Source organism: Clostridium sp. FS41 (assembly GCF_000954015.1).
Lineage (GTDB): Bacteria > Bacillota > Clostridia > Lachnospirales > Lachnospiraceae > Enterocloster > Enterocloster citroniae.
The window spans coordinates 135,009-153,578 of record NZ_JYHN01000064.1 but is presented as its reverse complement, the minus strand read 5'-3'; the positions used below and the strand labels follow the sequence as shown (position 1 = coordinate 153,578).

Genomic DNA, 18,570 nt, shown 5'->3' with positions numbered 1-18,570 from the left:
ACTAAGGAAGGAGAGAGAACATGGCTATCATATCAGGAATTATGGTGCCCCATCCGCCGCTTATCGTACCGGCTGTTGGCAGGGGGCAGGAACTGTTGATCAGGGATACCGTCCAGGCATATCATGAGGCAGCCCTTCTGGTGGCGCAATCCCGGCCCGAGACCATTGTGATGCTGTCGCCTCACGCGGTAATGTATGGGGATTACTTTCACATTTCCCCGGGAAGGGGAGCCAGGGGAGATTTCGGTCAGTTTCTTGCGCCTCAGGAAGCCGTGGAGGTTGAATATGACAGGGAGCTGGTAAAGGAACTGCGCAGTCTGGCGGATGAAGCGGATTTTCCCATGGGAACGGAGGGGGAACGGGACAGGACTCTGGATCATGGAACCATGGTACCGCTGTTTTTTGTGAACCAGCACTACAGGGATTACAGGCTGGTCCGCATAGGTGGTTCCGGTCTGCCTTTTGCGGATCATTACAAGGCCGGACAGCTGATCGAAAAAGCAGTCTCACGTCTGGGGCGGAGAGTGGTAATCATAGCCAGCGGAGATCTGTCCCATAAGCTGAAAGGGGACGGACCTTACGGGTACAGCGCCCAGGGGCCGGAGTATGACCAACGGATCATGGAGATTATGGGGAATGCCCGGTTTGGACAGCTTTTGGAGTTTAAGGAAGAATTCTGTGAAAAGGCTGGGGAATGCGGCCACAGAAGCTTTACCATGATGGCGGGGGCCATGGACGGCATGGCTGTAGAGTCCAGACGCCTGACCTATCAGGGCCCCTTTGGAGTGGGATACGGCATTTGTACCTTTATGGTGAAAGGAAAAGATAAAAGCCGCCATTTCCTCAAGGAGTACGAGGCGGCTGAACAGGAGAGATGCAGGCAGATGCAGGATGGGGAGGACGCCTATGTATCCCTTGCAAGAAGATCCCTGGAACACTATGTGCGCACAAGAAGGATGATTTCCCTGGATACGGTTAAAGATGAACTGCCTGAGGAGATGCTGGACACCAGGGCTGGGACGTTTGTGTCCATTCATAAGAACGGCGCATTGCGGGGGTGCATCGGCACCATTGGCCCTGTGTGCCGGAATGTGGCTGAGGAAATCATACAGAACGCGGTAAGCGCCGGGATCCATGATCCAAGGTTCCCATCCGTAATGGAGGAAGAGCTGTGCCGCCTTGTGTACAGTGTGGATGTTTTGGGAGAGACACAGCCCATAAGCGGAACGGAGGAACTGGACGTAAAGCATTACGGGGTCATTGTCACCAAAGGGCAGAGACGCGGCCTGCTTCTGCCAAATCTGGACGGTGTGGACACAGTGGAGGAGCAGCTGGAGATCGCGAAACAGAAAGCCGGAATCGATGCGGATGATATGGATGTCAGGCTGGAGCGGTTCCAGGTCATAAGGCATGGTGATAAGGGATGAAGATCAGATGTGATGTGTGTATGCACCATTGTGAACTGGACAGGGAACAGACCGGGTTCTGCCGGGCCAGGAAGAATACGGGGGAGAGGATCATACCTGTAAATTATGGGAAGATCACTTCCCTGGCTCTGGATCCCATTGAAAAAAAGCCTCTTGCCATGTTTTGTCCGGGAACCATGATTTTGTCGGCCGGAAGTTTCGGATGCAATCTGAGATGTCCCTTCTGCCAAAATCATGAGATATCCATGGCCGGGGAGAGGGAAAGTGAAGCGGCTTATATAGAGCCGGGGGAACTGGCTGCCCGGGCCCAGGCCCTAAGGCCCCGGGGAAATATAGGAGTGGCATACACATACAATGAGCCTTTGGTGGGATGGGAATATGTGCGTGACACGGCCCGTTTTATCAGGGCAGCCGGGATGAAGAATGTGATTGTAACCAATGCAAGTGTGACGGACCCGGTTCTGGATGAGATCCTGCCCCTTACCGATGCCATGAATATTGACCTGAAGGGGTTTACGGACCAGTTTTACGCAAAGCTGGGCGGAGATTTGGGGACGGTCCGGCATTTCATCCAGCGGGCGGCTGAAGCCTGCCATGTGGAACTCACCACCCTGATCGTGCCGGGGGAAAATGATTCAGAACAGGAGATTAAGGAGCTGGCCTCCTGGGTTGGTGGGATCAGTTCGGACATTCCCCTCCATATCACACGGTTTTTCCCAAGGTGGAAGATGACGGACCGGGGGGCTACTGATATCCGTACGGTCTATTCCCTGGCAGAGACTGCCCGTAAATCCCTTAAGCATGTGTTTATAGGGAATTGTTAGCAGTCTGGAGACGCTGCCCCCGGGAATGGGCACTCCCCTTATGTACGCCCTGGATTAACGGGGAACTCAGACGTGCATATAATAAAAGTAACGAACGCAATGCACTGCCGGAACGATCCGGAAGTGCATTTGCTTTGTAATCTATGTGAAGGGGAGAGTACGATGTATCAAGACGATATAAATGAATGTAGCAATGGAAATGGATGCGGCAAAAAAGGCTGCGGCAGCGGAAGTGGGTGCAATAGCGGAAATGGATGCGGCAGCGGATGCAGATGCAATGACTGGTGCTGCTGCCGGGGACCAGCCGGGCCTGCAGGGCCGAGAGGCCCCCAGGGAGCAGCCGGACCTCAGGGAGTTACCGGCCCCCAGGGCCTTCAGGGACCCATGGGGCTCAGAGGTGAGGTTGGACCCACCGGCGCCCAGGGAGCAACAGGGGCAACAGGCGCTACCGGCAGTACCGGGGTTATGGGACCCATAGGCGCCCAGGGACCTGCCGGCCCCCAGGGGAACACGGGAGCCACCGGCCCTCAGGGGGCGGCCGGTCCCACCGGCCCTCAGGGACTCCAGGGGCCTGCGGGACCACAGGGAAACCCGGGGATCACCGGCCCCCAGGGACCATCGGGAGCCACCGGCCCTCAGGGAAATCAGGGAGATACAGGTCCTGCGGGAATAACAGGCCCAACAGGAGCCACCGGACCTGCAGGCGCTGCTGGTGTCACCGGTCCTACCGGCCCCACCGGTGTGGTACCCAACGACATATTTGCTTCCTTTATCAATTTTGCGGCACTGTATGTCAATGCACAGCAGATACCCATGGGAATTGGCGTGGCGGACGACACAGGTAATATTGTGCTGACCGATCCCACCCATATCACTCTCCAGCCAGGATATTACTCCATTTTTTATGAGGTGACCGTACTGTATTCTGAAAAGACATATATGCAGATCACGCCGTCCTATAACGGCGGACCTCATATTGAATATGGGATCTATTTCATGACCGGGGAAGGACGGTCCAGTGCGGTGGGATCTGTCTCCTTTATCATTGCAGTTCCGGAGGAGACCACATTTACTTTGACCTATAACAGTCCTCTTCCCGGCCCGGAGGGATCACTGACCATGGTGATCTTCAAACTGAGGAGATAAAAGCGGGGATATAATATATTAAATGGCATATATTGACTTTTAATATCACGGGTAGTATACTGAAGCAAGAAAATCAAGAGGGGTGCTGGGCTTGCCTGGCTGAGATGGGACTTAGGTTTCCGAACCCTGACACCTGATCTGGATAATGCCAGCGTAGGGAGTATTCAGACCATGTCTGTGATGTCCCGCCAGGATTGTCCTGGCGGGATTTTTATATTCTGTTCTGTTGGAGCATCCTATGGGACAATAAGAGAAAAGGAGAGAATTATGAACGCAAGTGTAGCAATTCAGACATTACCGGAAGCAGAGAACGATGAGGAGCTGATCCGCATTGTGGACCAGGTCATTGATTATATCAAAAGCACCGGGTTAAACTATTATGTAGGACCGTTTGAGACGGCCATTGAAGGCGACTATGACCAGCTTATGGATATTGTGAAAGAGTGCCAGCACATTGCCGTCAGGGCAGGTGCGCCATCCGTGGCGGCATATATCAAGGTATCCTACCGCCCTGAAGGAGATGTGCTTACCATTGAAAAGAAAGTTACAAAACACCACAGGTAAATTCTGGTCCTGTTCGGCCATTGTCACCATACTCATATTGTGGCAGGCTGCCGTGTCCATGGGAATCATAGAGGGCTTTATGCTGCCCTCGCCTGTCCATGTGGCGCGTACCTTTGTGAGCGAGTTTCCTGCTCTGATGGACAATGCCAGGATTACCCTGACGGAGGCAGCCCTGGGCCTTGGATTTGGAATTGCAACCGGATTTTTTGCCGCAGTACTGATGGACCGGTTTGAGCAGGCATATAAGGCATTCTATCCCCTGATCGTCCTGACCCAGACGGTTCCGGCTGTGGCCATGGCTCCGCTTTTAGTGCTGTGGTTTGGGTATGAGATGACGCCCAAAGTCATACTTATTGTCATCACAACGTTTTTTCCTATCACGGTGGGACTTCTCACAGGTTTTAAGTCCGCTGATCCGGACGCAGTGAACCTTCTTCGGGCAATGGGGGCGGGCCGTATGCAGATATTCCGTTACCTTAAGCTTCCCGGAGCGCTGAACCAGTTTTTTTCCAGTCTCAGGATTTCAGCATCCTATGCAGTGGTAGGCGCCGTGATCTCAGAATGGCTGGGGGGATTCGGCGGACTGGGCGTGTACATGACACGGGTCAGAAAGGCATTTTCCTTTGATAAAATGTTTGCAGTGATCTTTCTTATTTCAATGATCAGCCTGCTGCTTATGTGGCTGGTGGAGCTGCTTCAGAAAAAGTGCATGCCCTGGGAAAAACGTTAAGAATTAGTTGGATAGAGTAGTGTACTTTCGGAATCTTCGAGAGCACACAGTAGGATTCAGGAGGAGAATATGAAGAAAAAAAGATACGCAGGAGTCCTTGGGGCGGCTGTGCTTGTAATCATGCTGTCAGGATGCGCGGCCCCGTCCGGTCAGGAGAAGACGTCACCCGGACAGGAGGCAGCCTCATCAGGACAGGAAGCGGCGCCATCCGGGCAGGAAGCGGCACCGGATAAAGATCAGGCAGGAGAGGAGACGTCCGGGCAGGCGGAGGGTCCGCCAAAGGAGATCACCTTTGTACTGGACTGGACGCCTAATACCAACCACACAGGAATTTATGTGGCGGAGGAAAAAGGATATTTTAAAGATGCAGGACTGGAGGTAAGCATTGTGCAGCCGCCGGAAAACGGAGCTGAGGTTTTGGTTGCCTCAGGCAAGGCACAGTTTGCAATGTCCTTCCAGGACAGCCTGGCGCCTGCGTTTTCAGGGGATACCCGGCTGCCCGTGACTGCGGTGGCAGCTGTTATCCAGCACAACACATCCGGCATCATTTCCCGCAAGGGGGAAGGGATGGACAGGCCCAAAGGGCTGGAAGGCATGAAATATGCCACATGGGATCTGCCCATAGAAAAAGCCACCATCCAGGACGTGATGGAGGTGGACGGCGGTGATTTCAGCAAAGTACAGCTGATTCCCAGTATGGTAACAGACGAGGTTACGGCCCTTAAGACAAAATCAGTGGACGCTATCTGGATCTTCTATGCGTGGGCCGGCGTAAAGACAGAGATCGAGGGGTTGGAAACGGATTATTTTGCATTTGCGGACCTGAATCCTGTATTTGATTTTTATACCCCGGTCATCATTGCCAATAATGATTTCCTGGAACAAGAACCTGATACGGCCAGGGCGTTCATGGAAGCGGTGAGTAAAGGTTATCAGGATGCCGTTAAGGAACCTGAGGAAGCTGCGGACATTCTCTGCAAGGCCGCCCCTGAGCTGGATCCTGAACTTGTAAAGGCAAGCCAGATCTACCTGGCGGATCAGTACCAGGCAGACGCGGAGCGGTGGGGGTATATTTCACCGGACCGGTGGAATGGGTATTACAGCTGGCTGAATGAAAAGGGGCTTGTGGAAACGCCCATTGAGGAAAACACAGGTTTTTCCAATGATTATCTGCCCTGACATGTGTGAGGAGATCCAGCAGGGCGGCTGTTAAGACGCCGCCCTGAAATGCGCCCCTGGGGCAAGGAGGAACAGATGGTACAATTAAAGGTGGAAGGGGCGTCCAAATCCTTTGACGGGGAGCCGGTTATCCAGGACATTTCCATTGAGCTTAATAAAGGGGAACTGGTTTCCCTCCTGGGGATCAGCGGGGGAGGAAAAACCACCCTGTTCAATATCATAGCCGGTTTAAGTACCCCGGACAAGGGGCGTGTATTGATGGAGGGAGAGGATATCACAGGATGCCCGGGACGGGTCAGCTATATGTTGCAGAAGGATTTGCTGTTTCCTTTCCGTACGATCGAGGACAACGTGGCCCTTCCGCTTATTATAAAGGGCATGAAAAAGAAAGAGGCCAGGCAGGAGGCGGGAGGATATTTTGCCCAGTTCGGACTGGAGGGTACACAGAAAAAATACCCGGCCCAGCTCTCAGGCGGCATGCGCCAGCGGGCCGCGCTCCTTCGGACCTACCTCTTTTCAGGCAGCGTGGCCCTTTTGGATGAGCCCTTTTCAGCGCTGGACATGCTGACCAAGCAGTCGGTCCACAGCTGGTACCTGAATGTGTTGGAGCAGATCCGCCTGTCAACCTTGTTTATCACCCATGATATTGATGAGGCAGTGCTGCTGTCCGACCGTATTTACCTGCTCACAGGAAAGCCGGGCAGGATCACAGGTGAGATCGTGGTCAGGGAGCCAAAACCCAGATCAGGGGATTTCCATGTGACGGAAGCATTTCTGGAATATAAAAAATGTATATTAAACCATCTGAAAGAGCACTCTGAGGCGGCACTGTGACAGGTTGAACCAGGGGACTTCCGGCTGTAAAGGCCGGAAGTCCCTTTTGTGCACCTATATGTCTGTCCGCAATTCCATTCTTTGGTTGACGGATACATGAAAAAAATAATATAATAGGGTTATATGTGTCAGCAGATTGCAGAAAAGAGGTCATGCATGAACACCATGAAATGCAGTAATGAAACCAGCATTTACATTATTGATGATAATTACCGGATCGTTCATTATAATTCCACTCTGCAGGAGAAATTTCCCGAGCTACAGTGCGGGGATCTTTGTTATGAGAAGCTGTGCCAGGAAAGCAGGCCTTGTGAGGAATGTCCCTTCAGCAAAAGGGACGGATCCGCTGTGGTATTCTACAATAAGGTAGTGCAAAAATGGCTGGAGGTGGGAACGGGTAAGATAGACTGGCCCGGAAAAGGCACCTGCAATATGGTGCTGGTCCGTGAAATTTATGAGGGAAATAAAAACCTGTTCTATAATCTGACCAATATGTCTGCGTATGATGAGCTGTTTGAATTGAATTTTACCAGGAATTCCTATAAGATACTGTACCATGTGGAGAACAAGTATATGATCCCCCATACGGAGGGCCCCTTGGACAGGATGCTTGAGGATGTGGGGAGTTATATGATCCATCCGGATGACGACCGGGCGTTCAGGGAGTTCTGGGATGCGAAAAGGATAAAAGAGTTTTTAAAGCATGGGGTCCGGAACGGGAGTTCGGTCTTAAAGGGACAGTTCAGGAAAAAGAGGACGGACGGATCTTACTGCTGGGTGGCCCAGATAGCGGTTCCCCTGAATCAGGGGGGAGATGATGAGGACATCCTCATGTGCTTTATCCAGGATATCAGTGAGCAGAAGCGCCGGGAGGAGGAGATGAAGAAGTCCCTTTCCCAGGGCACGGACATGGACCAGCTCACCGGTCTTTACAGGCGCACCGTGTTTTTTAAGCGGGCCGGGGAGTTTGTCCTTAAAGCCTGTGGCGGTTATTGCCTGGTGGCGGTTGATATTGAACATTTTAAGCTGTTTAACGAGTGGTACGGACAGGAGGAGGGGGACCGGCTTCTGGCCCGGGTGGGAGGCCATTTAAGGGATATACAGGACCAGTACGGCGGCATGGCGGGCTACATGGGGGGAGATGATTTTGTCATCATCCTTCCTGATGAGGAGGATGCTGTCGGGCAGCTGCAAAAGCGGATCATGGAATATGTAAGGCAGTGCGGCGGTACGGCAGGATTTCTCCCTGCCTTTGGTGTTTATGGAATAGAGGATAAAAGCCTGTCCATCAGCACCATGTATGACCGGGCCTGCATTGCCCTGTCATCGGTAAAGGGCAGCTATGCCCAGCGGGCCTGCCGGTATGACAGCCGCATGATGCGGCAGATGGAGGAAAACCACAAGCTTCTTTCTGAGGTCCAGAAGGGGCTGGAACATGGGGAGTTTACCTTTTACGGTCAGCCCAAGTGCAATCTGAGCACGGGCAAGATCGTGGGGCTGGAAGCCCTGGTGCGCTGGAACCATCCGGTGCGGGGGATGATCCCTCCCGGGGATTTCCTGCCTGTTCTGGAGAACAACGGGCTGATCTCCAAGCTGGATCTGTACCTCTGGGAGGAGGTATGCAGGAGGATGCGAAGCTGGATCGACAGGGGGCACCGCGCCGTCCCAATTTCTGTAAATGTATCCCGAATGGATATCTATGCCATGGATGTGGCTGATGTCTTCAGGAAGCTGGTTGAAACGTATTCCCTGGATCCAAGGCTTTTGGAAGTGGAGATCACGGAAAGCGCTTATGTGGAAGAATTTGAAGCGATCACCGGAGTGGTGGAATCCCTGCGGGAAGCCGGATTCACCGTACTTATGGATGATTTCGGAAGCGGGTATTCCTCACTTAACATGCTGAAGGATGTGAATGTGGATGTTCTGAAGATCGATATGAAGTTCCTTGACATGGATGGGGATACCGCCGGGAAGGGCGTGGAGATTCTGGAGGCTGTCACAAGGCTGGCCAATATTATGGGGCTGCGCATGATCGCGGAGGGGATTGAGACAAAGGAACAGATCGACTTCCTAAAGAGTATGGGATGCGCCTATGGTCAGGGATATTATTTTTTCCATCCCATGCCCATAGAGGTATTTGAACCCCTTCTGGCAGATGAGGACCAGATGGATTACAGGGGGATCAAAGCAAAGCAGATGGACCGTATCCGGCTCAAGGACATGTTTGAGGAGGATATTGCCAGCGATGCCATGATGAACCATATCCTGGGAGCCGTGGCGTTCTACCAGCTTCAGGGCAGTGAACTGGAACTTTTGAGAGTGAACGAACAGTACTGTGCCCTCACAGGGACCAATGCAGTGGATCTGGAATCACAGCGCAGGTCCATTCTCCAGGACACGCGGGAGGAGGACAGGCCGCGTGCCATAAGAATATTTACCCAGGCGTATGAGAACCAGCTCAATGGAGCGGAAGGGGATATCAGGCGCAGGAAAGCGGATGGAACCTATATGTGGATGCATCTGCGGGTCTTTTTCCTCAGAGAACAGGACGGGCGCAGGCTGTTTTATGGAGCGGTGTCCGATGTCACGGAGCAGCGGCGCAGGGAGCAGAAGCTGGAGGCATCCCAAAGGGCTCTGTCCGCTGTGGTCCACATTGCCCAAAAGGATGAGTCCTTTATGAAGCTCACAGAGGAGAACCGGCGGGCCGCGGCATCCATTTTTGCCCAGATGACCCCGGGAGGCATGATCGGCGGATACTGTGAGGAGGGATTCCCACTGTATTTTGCCAACTATGAGATGGTTAAGCTGCTGGGGTATGACTCCTTTGAGGAACTGGAGGAGGCGATCCGGGGCCTGGTCCTCAATACCATCCACCCGGATGACCGGGAGCGCGTGAGCCGGGACATTGGGCAGGAGTATTATCCGGGGTTGGAGTACACCACCACCTACAGGATGCCCAAGAAAGACGGCTCATGGTTCTGGACCCTTGATAAGGGGCGGGTCATTGAGGCGGAGGATGGCCGTCTGGCCATTGTCAGCGCATGTACGGATATTTCGGAGACCATGGAAGCCCAGGAGGCCTTAACTGAGCGCAACAGTGAGTTGCTTCGCAAGAATGAGGAGCTGAATTTCCTTAATAATGATATGCCCGGCGGTTACCACCGCTGCGCTAAAAATAAAGAGTTTGATTTTACCTATATCAGCAACCGCTTTCTGGACATCTTTGGCTATACCAGGGAGGAGATCAGGCTTCTGTTTGACAACAAGTTCATCAATATGGTCCATCCCGATGACCGGGAGCGTATGGTGAGAGGCGTGGACATACTCACTGACAGCGAACAGGCTTACAACATGGAATACCGCATGAGATCCGCCAAAGGCTATATATGGGTTATTGACCAGACACGGTACATGAGTTACGGGGGAAATGAATTTTTCCAGGGCGTGGTCCTGGATGTCACGGAGATGGTGACACTGCGTGAGCGTCTGCGCCTGCTCCTGGATTATGTTCCTGAAGATTTTATCCTTGTCAGATCCAGGGACGGCCGGTATGAATATGAGGTTATGGCGGACGGACTTGCAAGGTCGCTGGGGTATACAAAGGAAGAATACAGGGATATGCTGCCAAAGGGCGGGTATCTGGAACAGGGATACGGGGACGGATTTCCGGAACTTCTTCATGAGATCAGCTGTCTTTCAGACAGCGGACAAAGGTTCACCCATGTATCCGCCTTTATCCGGCCGGACAAAAAGAAGGTCTGGATCCGTACGGAGGCCAGATCCGTGAAACAGGAATCAGATGAGACCATCTACCTCTTTAACTACAAGGATGTGACGGATATCCAGGAAAAAAGGCAGGAGCTGGATCTTTTGGACCAAAAGCAGAAGACGATTCTCCACCTGGCAGGGATCAACAGCTGGGAATGGGATCTGAGGGATGACAGCCTGGTCCTCACTAATGTGACCAGCCCCAACTTCGTAAAATACCTCTGCAGGCAGGATGAAGCAAACGGGGAAACCGTGACGGGTCTGACCGGACTTCTGGACAGAAATGCATGTATACTGGACAAATACAGGCAGCCCTTTTTGGATTTCATGATGCATCTGCGAAGAAATGTGGGCCACAAAACCTTGAGTTTTGAATTTCCGGTAACAGCGGATGACGGTTCCCTCATATGGTTCCGGTCTGCGGGGGAAACCATTCTGGATGAGGAGGGCACGCCTTTGGTGGTGCTGGGATACTGTACGGACATTACGGATAACAAGCTGCAGAAACAAATGCTGACAAAAATGGCGTCCACGGATTCCCTTACCGGTCTTCTCAACCGTCAGTCCGCCCTGCCGGCCATCCGTGCCTATCTGGCACAGGGTGCATGGTCCTCGGCAGCCCTTATCATGTTTGACCTGGATAACTTCAAGATGGCCAATGATGTATTCGGCCATGACTTCGGGGATTCCATGATCGTACAAAATGCAAGAAAGCTTAAAAGTTATTTCCGGAGTGAGGATATTGTGTGCAGGATGGGCGGTGACGAGTTCATCATCCTTTGCAAGAACATAAGTGAGAAGGACATAGAGGCAAAGCTGAACAGGATCGTGGATGAGATGTCCGTTACACGCCGCGGCGAAGGAAAGGACATCACATTCTCTATCTCTGCCGGCTATGTCATGATCCCGGAACAGGGGATCAACTTTGACGAACTCTACCACAAGGCGGACATAGCCCTTTTTGCGGCCAAGATGTGCGGGAAATGTGCCTACAGGAAATATGACCCGTCCATGAAATCAATCCGTATAGAACTGGCGGGCACGCCCTGAGGGCGCGGCGGCCAGAGATTCCCGGAACAGGGATCGAACGAAATACGTATCAAAAAGATTGCGTATAAAAAAAGCAGGCGGAACCGACCATGAATATATCAGGTCGGCTCCGCCTGCTCTATGTTTCCCCAATCCTACAGATCTAGCTTCAGATCCCCCTCTTTGATCCATCCCATCCTGCGCAGGATCTCCCCGAAGATAAAGGTGAGCACTGCCGGGAGCACAAAGCAGACCAGCAGGATCCCAAGCCACATCCGGGCGCCGCCTCCCATGGCGGTGTAGACGCCGATGGGACCCACCAGGCCGCAGGTGCCCATACCGGAGCCCGCCGGGATGTTCTTAAGGCCAAAGACCACGGTTGCAACAGGGCCTGTGATCATGGATGCCAGAGTAGGCGGGATCCAGATCCGGGGGTTCAGCACAATATTGCCCATCTGCAGCATGCTGGTGCCCAGACCTTGGGCCATAAGGCCGCCAACCTTGTTTTCGCGGTAGCTCATCACTGCAAAACCGATCATCTGCGCACAGCAGCCGGCAGTGGCCGCTCCCCCCGCCAGTCCGTCCAGGGAGAGAGCGATACAGATGGCAGCGCTGCTGATGGGAAGGGTAAGGGCAACCCCGATCAGGGCGGATACCAGGATTCCCATGATAAAGGGCTGCATTTCCGTGGCTGTTTTTACCAGGTTTCCGAACCAGTTCATAAAGCCCGCCACGCCCGGTCCCACAAACTGGGCCACCAGTACGCCGGAGATAATGGTGATCCCCGGAGTGACAATGATGTCCAGCCGCGTTTCCTTGGAAACGATCTTGCCCAGCTCAGCAGCGATGATGGTGGCCACCAGAGCGCCTACGGGACCGCCCAGGGTATTGCCCGCAATCCCCACGGTGGCTGCGGAGAACAGCACCAGCTGAGGCGCCTTCAGCGCGTGGGCAATGGCAATGCCCAGAGCGGCTCCTGTGGCGCTTTTGGCATAATCAGCGATCACATTAAAAATCTCAATGTCAAATTGTTGTCCCAGGGTTCCGAATATGGTGCCGATGAGCAGGGAGGCAAACAGGCCGAAGGCCATGGCTCCCAGTGCATCGATCAGATAGGTCTGGACAGTGATGTTAACATTTTTCCGTTTTAGAAACTCCTTTACACTCTCGGTTTTCATACTCATTCTCTCCCTTATTCAAACATCGTTACTGCCGTCTGCACATCCCGCCCCGGGGAATATTTGGCAGAAAGCATTATTTAACACGTTATGGATAGGAATTTTACCATACTTTGACAAAAAAGCAAGGATTTTTGACGAAAACCCGCCGAATTGTTAAAATATTAACATATTGCAAATTTATATGGCGTGGGATATAATGGTACGAATAGGGGACATTAATTCCAGAGAGAGGTGGACGATATCGAATTCCGTTTTTTATATTTACTCCAGGATCTGCATACTCCCCTGGTGGATGGCCTTATGACATTGATCACATCCCTTGGGGATCACGGGATATTCTGGCTGCTGCTTGCAGCAGTGCTGTTTGCTGTTCCAAGGACCAGGCTCATGGGCGCCTGTATGCTGGTATCCATTGGCATAGGTTTCCTGTTGGGAAATGTCGCCCTAAAGAATCTGATTGCCCGGGACCGTCCCTGCTGGCTGGATCCCACCGTACAGCTGCTGGTCCAGGTGCCCAGGGATTATTCATTTCCCTCCGGCCACACCCTGGTAAGCTTTGAAGGCGGGGTGACTATATTCATGTTCAACAGAAAGTGGGGGATTCCCGCCCTGATGCTGGCAGTGCTGATCGCATTTTCCAGAATGTATCTGTTTGTGCATTTTCCCACGGATGTGCTGGCTGGCATGGCGCTGGGAATCATCATTGCATGGTTTGTTGCCAGAACTGCTAAGAGGATGAGTACCGCTAAAGACATAAGTACCGCCAAAGATATAAGTACCTCCAAAGGCATGGGGACCGCTAGTGGCATGGGGACCGCCAAGGGATCAGAGGAAAATCAAAGACAGGATGATGAAAGATTGACAGAATAAAGGACAGGTGACATATATGTTGGAACGCGCACCGGGAATCTATGAGGTGGAGTTATACAGCAACCAAAAAAGTATCAGTGAAATAAAAATATTCCTGATTCCGGGCAGGGACGGGGGGCGCAGCCTGATGGTGGATGCCGGGTTCAGGAAACAACAATGCCTGGAATCCATGGAGGAGGCCCTGGCCAGCCTTGGGATCACTTATGATAAACTGGATATTTTCCTGACCCACAAGCACCATGACCACTGCGGACTGGCCAGTGTGTATGCCCAGCGTGGGGCCAGGCTTTTCATGAATCCCCAGGAGGACAGACACTGCTATGACTGTCTGTACTATAACCACAGTCATGGCTCCCAGGAGGACCAGCCTGAGGTGCTGCGGGCAGTGGGCGTTACCGAAACAGGGACACCCCAGGTCTGGAACATGTTCATGGAGGTGAACCGCCGTGTGAATGAGAACAAGGGGTGGGAATTTGAGATCCCCGGATTCGCCTATACACCGGTAAAGGCAGGGCAGATCCTGTCCTACGGCGGATATGATTTTGAGACCGTTCCCCTGAAGGGACACACCTTTGGACAGATGGGGCTTTATGAAAAAAAACGCAGGATCCTGTTCTGCGCAGACCAGGTCATTGACGGCATTGTGCCCATTGTGGGGACCACATACCCGGATGAGCATCTGCTGAAGGGGTATTTTGAATCCCTGGAACATTTTAAGCATGAATATAAGGACTGTCTGGTGCTGCCGGCCCACAAGGAGCCGATCAAGGATGTGAAGCGGGTGGTGAACCGGATCGTGTTCGCCTATCTGGATAAGACAGACCTGATCAAACATATTCTGGATCACGGACACCGCAGGATGACCACCAAGGAGGTGGCCTGTCTGGCTTACGGCATGGAATCCGTGCCAAAGGATGAGGCGGAGTTTATCAAGCTCAAGATGGTGATCAGCAAGACCTTTTCCTGCCTGGAGTACCTGTATGATGAGGACTTTGCCATCCGTTCCAGGGAGGACGGGATTTTTTACTGGGAAGCTCCCTAGAGGGTGGAGCAGACAGAGGGCCCGCATGGCGGAATCCCCATGGAACGCTCATGGGCCCCGGAGGGTACTGAAAAATATACTTGCATATTTAAGAAAATAGTGTATAGTATACATTAGCAATAAAATAAAATAATGAAAGCAGAGTAGGCATATGTGCGTTAAGTGCCGGCTGAACAGGGAGTTGTCAGCTGGACGAAAGGAAACTTGCGTTTCCTGCGGTACATAGGCCGCATCCCGCTGCAACGGAAGATAGATGGAGCGGCTGAGAGCGGCTTTGGATCAGGATTAAAACTGATGCAGGGCTGTTTTGTAAGGCCGTTTTTTATGTCTGGAACCTGGGTGCAGGTATGATCCTGAACCTGTTTGGAACATGTCGGATATCTCCCATTGTAGTACGAGAAATCTGCAAAGGAGGTAATTGTTCATGAAGAAACTGGCAGCTTTATTTACCAGCTCATCCCAGGAGATGAGACAGGTCAGGACCGTTACGGTATGCGCCATGATGGCGGCTATAGGAGTGGTTTTGGGGTCGCTGACCATTTACATTACGGATACGGTGAGGATCGGATTTTCCGGGATCCCCGTTACCCTTGTAAGCTATCTGTTCGGGCCCGTGGTGGGGGGCATGTTTGGAGGAGCCCTGGATGTGCTTAAGTACCTGGTCAAGCCCATGGGGCCGTTTATGCCAGGTCTGACCCTGATCGTGATGCTCAAAGGACTGCTGTACGGCTGTTTCCTTTACAAAAAGCCCCTGACCCTGTGGCGGGTGCTGGCCGTCCAGCTGGTGGTGGCTGTTGTGTGCAACCTGTTCCTCAACACCCTGTGCCTGTCTCTTGTGTATGGAAAGGCATTTATGGTGCTCCTGGCCCCGCGTATTATCAGAAATCTGATCATGTGGCCCATTGACGCTTTTATATTCTTTAATACTGCAAAGGTCCTGGAGATGACAGGGGTGTTCCGCATATTGGGAAAGACCAGGACCGCTGTATGATTTTGGGATGCCCCGGCACGATCCCGGCCTGTTTAAGGGATGGAATACGAATTGGAAAAAATAACTGATGAAATTATTAACGATCCATTGGTCTGAGGAAAATGCCTTTGGTCCGCCTTTAAAATGGCTGGCCGGAGGCATTTTTGCGCAGTGCGCAGCCATGGTACATTCTGGAAATAAAACAGAGAGCAGCCTTCAATACCGTTAATTTTCCGTCAAGCTGTTTTGCAAAAAGTACACCCGGCCTGTTGCAGGAAGCACCGGTCCGTGCTATGATGATGTCTGCAAAAAAAACAGAAGTCAAGATTGAGGAGGAACCATGCCATGGCAGTTCATGTAATTGATGAAGCAAACAGATGCCTTCAGTGTAAGAAACCAATGTGTCAGCAGGGATGCCCCATCCATACACCCATTCCGACCATGATCAAAGCATTAAAGGAAGGGGGACTGGAGGACGCAGGCGCCATGCTGTTTGCAAACAACCCAATGTCCCTGGTGTGTTCCCTGGTGTGTAACCATGAGCGCCAGTGCGAAGGCCATTGTGTCCTTGGCAGAAAGGGCCAGCCGGTCCATGTGAGCAGTATTGAGAACTATATATCAGACACCTGTCTGGAACGGATCAACATAGAATGTGCACCTAAGAACGGAAAAAAGGTGGCGGTCATCGGTGCCGGACCGGCCGGTATCACCATTGCCATTATGCTGACCCAGAGGGGGTACAGCGTGACCATCTTTGATTCCAGGGACAAGATCGGAGGGGTACTGCAGTATGGCATCCCGGAATTCCGGCTGCCCAAGAGCATTCTGGACCGTTATAAGAAAAAGCTCCAGTCCATAGGGATCAGGATAAGGCCCAACACCACCATTGGCGGAGCACTGGAGATCAAGGACCTGTTCCGGGACGGATATGAGAGCATTTTCATCGGAACTGGCGTCTGGCGTCCCAAGACCCTTGGGGTAAAGGGGGAGTCACTGGGAAATGTTCATTTTGCCATTGATTACCTTGCCAATCCCGATGCCTATGACCTGGGGGATAATGTGGCCATTATCGGCGTGGGCAATTCAGCCATGGATGTGGCAAGGACCGTGATCCGCAAGGGATCCCATAATGTGACCATGTACGCAAGGGGAAAGCATTCCGATGCCAGCCTGCATGAGACCCAGTATGCTATGCTGGACGGAGCCAGGTTTGAGTTTGGGAAAAGTATTGTGGAGATCAATGATGACGGACCGGTGTTCCGGGATGTGTGTTTTGATGAGGAGGGGAATATCACCGGATACTCTGAAGAAACAGAGCAGGTGAAGGCGGATTCCGTGATCATTTCCATCAGCCAGGGACCAAAGAGTAAGCTGGTCAACACCACAGACGGTCTGAAGGCCACAAAAAACGGGCTGCTTCAGACCTCGGACAACGGAGAAACCACGGTGGAAGGCATATTTGCCTCCGGTGATGTGGTCCTGGGAGCCAAAACAGTGGTGGAGGCGGTTGCCTACTCCAAAACCGTGGTGGATGCCATGGACGAATACATGAAAAATAAGGATAAAAACAAAGGGAATTAAGATTATTTCATTTCGCGTTTCAATTTCCTGAAGGAAATGATAAACAGTGATACCGTGGTGCAGACTGCCAGTGTATCTGCAATGGGCTCTGCCAGGAAAACCGCAAATACCTTGTTTTCAAAAAATGCAGGCAGGACGTAGATAAGAGGTATCAGCAGGATGACCTTTCTCAGCAGCGCCAGGAACAATGAAGTCTTGCTGTCGCCCAGTGCGATGAAAGTCTGCTGGCAGGCCAGCTGGGCGCCAAAGAGCAGGACGGCGGCCATGTATATATGGATGGACCAGGTGCTGAAGGCGGTGAGGGCAGGGTCCTTGGTGAAGATACGGATAAAGACCGAGGGAGCAAACATGCTGACCGCCCACATGGCAGTGGAATAGCACATACAGGAGATGAGCAGAAGACGGAAGGTTCTGCTGACCCGGTCCAGTTTTTTTGCCCCAAAGTTAAAGCTGATAATGGGCTGCGCGCCCTGGGTCAGCCCCTGAAGGGGGAGCAGGGAGAACTGCATCACGCTTCCCATGATGGTCATGGCCCCCACGGCCACATCCCCTCCGTATTTTAACAGTGAAGTATTAAAGCAGATGTTCAAAATGCTTTCCGTGAACTGCATCACAAAGGGTGCGGCCCCCAGGGCAATGGCAGGCATGAGGACCTCTGCTTTTGGTTTCATATAATGGGGGCGTATGTTGAGATAACTCTTTTTGGAAAGCAGGAACAGTACCACCCAGGCAGCGGAGATGCCCTGGGAGATGATGGTTGCCAGAGCGGCGCCCCGCACGCCCATATGGAACCCAAACATGAGAATGGGATCCAGGATGATGTTGCACACGGCTCCGATCAGTACGGTGAGCATTCCGGTTTTTGCATATCCCTGGGCATTGATAAACGCATTCAATCCCAGCGCCAGCTGCACGAAAATGGTCCCCAGTGAATAGATCTGCATGTAGGCCCACCCGTACTCAATGGTATTGGCGCTGGCGCCGAACATCAGCAGGATACTGCGTCCAAAGGTGAGGAAAAAGGCGGTGAGCACCACCGCCACCACGATCAGGGCCGTGGTGCAGTTGCCCAGGATATTTTCAGCCTCATCCTTTTTACCCTTGCCCAGCATGATGGATGCCCTGGGCGCGCCGCCCATGCTCACCAGGGCTGCAAAAGCTGAGATGGCCATGATGACAGGAAAGGTGACGCCCACGCCGGTCAGGGCATTGGCCCCCACGCCGGGCAGGTGGCCTATGTACATACGGTCAACCATGTTATATAATACATTGATAATTTGGGCGGTAATGGCTGGAATTGCCAGATTAAACAGCAATTTTCCCACACTGCCCGAACCCAGGTCTACTTCTTTTGCTTCTTTTGATGTTCCCATAAATATTACCCAGTCCTTTCTATCTCTAAAAAATGCCATCTAATAAATATAT

The 18,570-nt window shown here is 52.4% G+C and carries 15 protein-coding genes and 2 riboswitches; of the genes, 13 read left to right on the top strand and 2 right to left on the bottom strand.

Annotation, left to right across the window (positions count from 1 at the left end; all coding sequences use genetic code 11):
- Positions 1-20 precede the first annotated feature (20 nt).
- From amrA to CLFS41_RS18730, 8 genes are all read left to right on the top strand, one after another.
- On the top strand, positions 21-1,427 hold the full coding sequence (gene amrA, locus CLFS41_RS18765) for an AmmeMemoRadiSam system protein A (protein ID WP_045093129.1): 1,407 nt from the start codon (positions 21-23) through the stop codon (positions 1,425-1,427).
- Positions 1,424-2,251 (top strand): AmmeMemoRadiSam system radical SAM enzyme, encoded by an 828-nt coding sequence (gene amrS / locus CLFS41_RS18760; protein ID WP_045093128.1) that lies wholly within the window; start codon positions 1,424-1,426, stop codon positions 2,249-2,251. The genes amrA and amrS overlap by 4 nt, the downstream gene beginning before the upstream one ends.
- Positions 2,252-2,413: 162 nt before the next feature.
- On the top strand, positions 2,414-3,397 hold the full coding sequence (locus tag CLFS41_RS18755) for a collagen-like protein (RefSeq protein ID WP_045093127.1): 984 nt from the start codon (positions 2,414-2,416) through the stop codon (positions 3,395-3,397).
- Between the two features lie 68 nt (positions 3,398-3,465).
- Positions 3,466-3,575: riboswitch (TPP riboswitch) on the top strand.
- A gap of 89 nt (positions 3,576-3,664) precedes the next feature.
- The gene (locus CLFS41_RS18750) at positions 3,665-3,961 is read left to right on the top strand and encodes a thiamine-binding protein (RefSeq protein WP_007867824.1); all 297 of its coding nucleotides are present in this window, start codon (positions 3,665-3,667) and stop codon (positions 3,959-3,961) included.
- Positions 3,930-4,691 carry an ABC transporter permease gene (locus CLFS41_RS18745; RefSeq protein WP_007867822.1) on the top strand — a complete coding sequence of 254 codons (762 nt, stop codon included), beginning with the start codon at positions 3,930-3,932 and terminating at the stop codon, positions 4,689-4,691. The genes CLFS41_RS18750 and CLFS41_RS18745 overlap by 32 nt, the downstream gene beginning before the upstream one ends.
- A gap of 69 nt (positions 4,692-4,760) precedes the next feature.
- The gene (locus CLFS41_RS18740) at positions 4,761-5,870 is read left to right on the top strand and encodes an ABC transporter substrate-binding protein (protein ID WP_045093126.1); all 1,110 of its coding nucleotides are present in this window, start codon (positions 4,761-4,763) and stop codon (positions 5,868-5,870) included.
- A gap of 75 nt (positions 5,871-5,945) precedes the next feature.
- The gene (locus CLFS41_RS18735; RefSeq protein ID WP_045093178.1) at positions 5,946-6,704 is read left to right on the top strand and encodes an ABC transporter ATP-binding protein; all 759 of its coding nucleotides are present in this window, start codon (positions 5,946-5,948) and stop codon (positions 6,702-6,704) included.
- A 156-nt stretch (positions 6,705-6,860) separates the two neighbouring features.
- Positions 6,861-11,522 carry an EAL domain-containing protein gene (locus CLFS41_RS18730; protein ID WP_045093125.1) on the top strand — a complete coding sequence of 1,554 codons (4,662 nt, stop codon included), beginning with the start codon at positions 6,861-6,863 and terminating at the stop codon, positions 11,520-11,522.
- A gap of 134 nt (positions 11,523-11,656) precedes the next feature.
- Here CLFS41_RS18730 and CLFS41_RS18725 read toward each other — a convergent pair whose 3' ends face one another.
- Positions 11,657-12,679, bottom strand: coding sequence for a PTS sugar transporter subunit IIC (locus CLFS41_RS18725; protein ID WP_007867813.1), 1,023 nt, complete (start codon positions 12,677-12,679; stop codon positions 11,657-11,659).
- A 303-nt stretch (positions 12,680-12,982) separates the two neighbouring features.
- Between CLFS41_RS18725 and CLFS41_RS18720 the strand changes: the two genes are divergently transcribed.
- From CLFS41_RS18720 to CLFS41_RS18695, 5 genes are all read left to right on the top strand, one after another.
- Positions 12,983-13,552: a phosphatase PAP2 family protein gene (locus CLFS41_RS18720; protein WP_007867811.1), complete on the top strand. Its 570-nt coding sequence runs from the start codon at positions 12,983-12,985 to the stop codon at positions 13,550-13,552.
- Between the two features lie 16 nt (positions 13,553-13,568).
- A complete protein-coding gene (locus CLFS41_RS18715; protein WP_007867809.1) occupies positions 13,569-14,594 on the top strand; it encodes an MBL fold metallo-hydrolase in 1,026 nt (341 codons plus the stop codon).
- A gap of 137 nt (positions 14,595-14,731) precedes the next feature.
- Positions 14,732-14,836, top strand: a riboswitch (THF riboswitch).
- A gap of 182 nt (positions 14,837-15,018) precedes the next feature.
- A complete protein-coding gene (locus tag CLFS41_RS18705) occupies positions 15,019-15,585 on the top strand; it encodes a folate family ECF transporter S component (protein WP_007867806.1) in 567 nt (188 codons plus the stop codon).
- Positions 15,586-15,652: 67 nt separating this feature from the next.
- On the top strand, positions 15,653-15,793 hold the full coding sequence (locus CLFS41_RS30120) for a hypothetical protein (protein ID WP_156200172.1): 141 nt from the start codon (positions 15,653-15,655) through the stop codon (positions 15,791-15,793).
- Between the two features lie 116 nt (positions 15,794-15,909).
- Entirely contained in the window at positions 15,910-17,145 is a 1,236-nt protein-coding gene (locus CLFS41_RS18695; RefSeq protein ID WP_007867804.1) for an NAD(P)-dependent oxidoreductase, read from the top strand.
- A 2-nt stretch (positions 17,146-17,147) separates the two neighbouring features.
- On the opposite strand, the gene CLFS41_RS18690 is transcribed toward CLFS41_RS18695, so the two are convergent.
- A complete protein-coding gene (locus tag CLFS41_RS18690; RefSeq protein ID WP_007867803.1) occupies positions 17,148-18,518 on the bottom strand; it encodes an MATE family efflux transporter in 1,371 nt (456 codons plus the stop codon).
- Between the last annotated feature and the right edge of the window lie 52 nt (positions 18,519-18,570).